3 protein-coding genes and 1 pseudogene are annotated in these 2441 nt (G+C 42.5%); all 4 read right to left on the bottom strand.

Annotated features, from left to right (window positions below; translation table 11 throughout):
- Positions 1 to 92: 92 nt before the first annotated feature.
- Positions 93 to 1043 carry a type II secretion system minor pseudopilin GspK gene (gspK, locus tag ACN6OV_RS06870; protein WP_427951164.1) on the bottom strand — a complete coding sequence of 317 codons (951 nt, stop codon included), beginning with the start codon at positions 1041 to 1043 and terminating at the stop codon, positions 93 to 95.
- An 18-nt stretch (positions 1044 to 1061) separates the two neighbouring features.
- A complete protein-coding gene (locus ACN6OV_RS06865; RefSeq protein WP_427951162.1) occupies positions 1062 to 1823 on the bottom strand; it encodes a type II secretion system protein GspJ in 762 nt (253 codons plus the stop codon).
- A gap of 5 nt (positions 1824 to 1828) precedes the next feature.
- Positions 1829 to 2293 carry a type II secretion system minor pseudopilin GspI gene (gene gspI / locus ACN6OV_RS06860; protein ID WP_427951166.1) on the bottom strand — a complete coding sequence of 155 codons (465 nt, stop codon included), beginning with the start codon at positions 2291 to 2293 and terminating at the stop codon, positions 1829 to 1831.
- A 55-nt stretch (positions 2294 to 2348) separates the two neighbouring features.
- Positions 2349 to 2441 (bottom strand): annotated as a pseudogene (locus ACN6OV_RS06855) (type II secretion system protein GspH); the annotation flags it as partial.

The raw sequence follows: 2441 nt of genomic DNA, 5'->3' as shown, positions 1-2441 counted from the left end.
CTGCGCATGAATTTTACTGTTCAACATCATTGGAGAAACTCATCCAGCTTCAGAAATGACGGTGTCATCTTTTTGCCACGTCGTGTTTAAGCTTATCTGAATGGTGCCATACTGCGTGATGCCACATAAACTGTCTTATCCTGTCGCACCAAATCACTACTGAACTGGCGTTTACGTCCACTAAGCATCATGTCAATCTTGGCTTTAAAATACTCGGACTTCACACCCAACAGATTACTGACTTCCCCACGAACATCGGCACTGAGCTGACTAAAAGGTTCAATTACCCATAGGTCATTCACACTGGCAAAATACTCTAAATTGGTTTGCCGCTGTTGTAACATCTGTTGTACAGCTTTAATGTCCAGCTTAGGATCAAGACTTGCCAGCAACATTGCTGGAGCGGTATTTATATTTACCTTGCTGTCGGAGGTCGGTACAGCAGTCACATAATCCGCAATTTGCAGATATTTTGCACCTTCAAAACCGCGCACCTGCTTAAGTTCTTGCGCACTATGAAATTTACTGTTTGCCGGTAAATAGCCTTGTGCTAATCCCTGATAATAGCTTGCTTCAGCACCCATTGCGCCAATGGTTTCGTTATCTACATCCTGCCAGTCAATCACGGCTTCACTCAACTTTTCCGGCAATCCCACACGCAGCAGCAATTTTTCAAACCAGGCTTTTGCCTGAGGATTTGGCGTACCATCCGTATTCACCAGGCTATTTAAATTAAATTTTCCTGATTGGTCTTCCAAGGTTCCAGATACAAAACCATCCTCTACAGGAAACGCCGGCATAGGCTTGGCCCAGTTTTCTTGCAAATGATCAATATCACCGGCATTTTCCGCATCATCAACCAGCAGTTCTGAAAAAAAGGCTTCAGCACTTTTGGCATATAATAGTGACTGGTTCTGGCGCATCAAATATGCCGTGTTTTCAGCCGTATTGGCCTGCCTTTTGGCAATAGTCGCAGCAAGGATGGTGGCTAATGCCACCATGACCAAAATCGTAATTAAGGCAACACCCTGTTGCGGCTTCATGTTCAATTGAATCAAACCTTATGATGTAGAATTGTTTGTATTGCTATTTGCATTGTTATTTGTGATCGTTTTTTGCTGTTTTAAATAGTCAGTGTTTAATAGACTGAAAATCCACTCATAGGTCACATCTTTGACGGTCAGTTTAATTTTAATACCTTTAGGTAATATCTGCTTTTGCGTGTCATCATTCAAATCTACCTGACCCTCTGGCCATGTGTTGATTTCATTCGGATTTAATCCCACAATTTCAAACTGATCAACATCATTTAACAGCACACTGGATTCAGGCTGATCCCGCCCTGTACTATTTAAATTGCGATACTTTAATCGGTAGAGTTTCTTTTCATCGGCACGATATTGGTACTCCACTCTCTCATCTGGAGAAATGCCCTGATTTAAAGGATCAGTCACACCGGTTTTACTAAAATTAAAACGACCATTTTGTAGCACCAAAGCGGGCTGAATATCGCCATTGATATTCGCATTGAGTGGTACAGCCTGAACGGTATCACGCAGAATTTGCTGATAGGCTTCTTGTAATTGACCTAAATTCACTTCATGTTGAGTATTACGATCTTTCACTTTGATTAAGTAATCAAATACTTTCCAGCCCAATGCAGAAAGTACCGCAAATATGGCAATCGCGACCATTAACTCAACCAGGGTAAATCCTGCGGTGCGGTTCCGTTTCGCATGTCGTAAAGCTTTGTTATGCTTTGTCTGAGCGCCAGAGAAATAGCTATGCTGTGAGTGTAGAGTTTGATTTTTTTTATTTTTCATTCGCGTCAAACTTTAGCCTTATGGTTAAAAAAAACCAGATGAGTAATGCCAGACTCCACCTTGCCCGTATCAGCATTAAATAAACTGACCTGTACTTCTATACGTTGCACATTGGGACTAATCGTAGATTGTGCCGCTTTATCAATTTGCCAGTTTTCACCTTGCTGAGTAACCTGTTTAGATTGGGTTCCCTGTAGCCACTCCTGATTAATTTCCATAACAGCGACTTCATTCAATGCCACGAATTGCGCTTTGGTTCTTAAAATTGCGTTCGAGGTGGCTTGGGTATATTGCATTGCCACTTTGGTGAATGCGATAGCTGCCGTCGCAAAAATAGCTAAAGCCACCATGACTTCCAATAGCGTAAAACCTGAGCAGCGATGAGTGAAACGCAGTTTCACCGCTGCGCAAGACGAAGAGCTATGCTCGGAGTGAAGATTAAGTCGAGTAATACTCGACCTGAGCGGCATTGTCGCGCAAGAAAGTCCGAAAGCTGTATCTGAGGTGCAGTGATGCTTTGAGTATCTAGCTTTCATTGATTTTACCCAAATGGTCAATCTCGATTTCCTCACCAATCGGAAGCTGCTCGAAATAAAATTGAATCCGCACCGGTTTAGC

The sequence above is a fragment of the Acinetobacter sp. genome, assembly GCF_050285345.1.
Taxonomy (GTDB): domain Bacteria; phylum Pseudomonadota; class Gammaproteobacteria; order Pseudomonadales; family Moraxellaceae; genus Acinetobacter.
This window is presented reverse-complemented; position numbering and strand designations above follow the sequence as displayed.

Coding starts and splice junctions, on each gene's coding strand:
- gspK (WP_427951164.1), bottom strand. CDS start 1,043: ATGAAGCCGCAACAGGGTGTTGCCTTAATTACGATTTTGGTCATGGTG.
- ACN6OV_RS06865 (WP_427951162.1), bottom strand. CDS start 1,823: ATGAAAAATAAAAAAAATCAAACTCTACACTCACAGCATAGCTATTTC.
- gspI (WP_427951166.1), bottom strand. CDS start 2,293: ATGCCGCTCAGGTCGAGTATTACTCGACTTAATCTTCACTCCGAGCAT.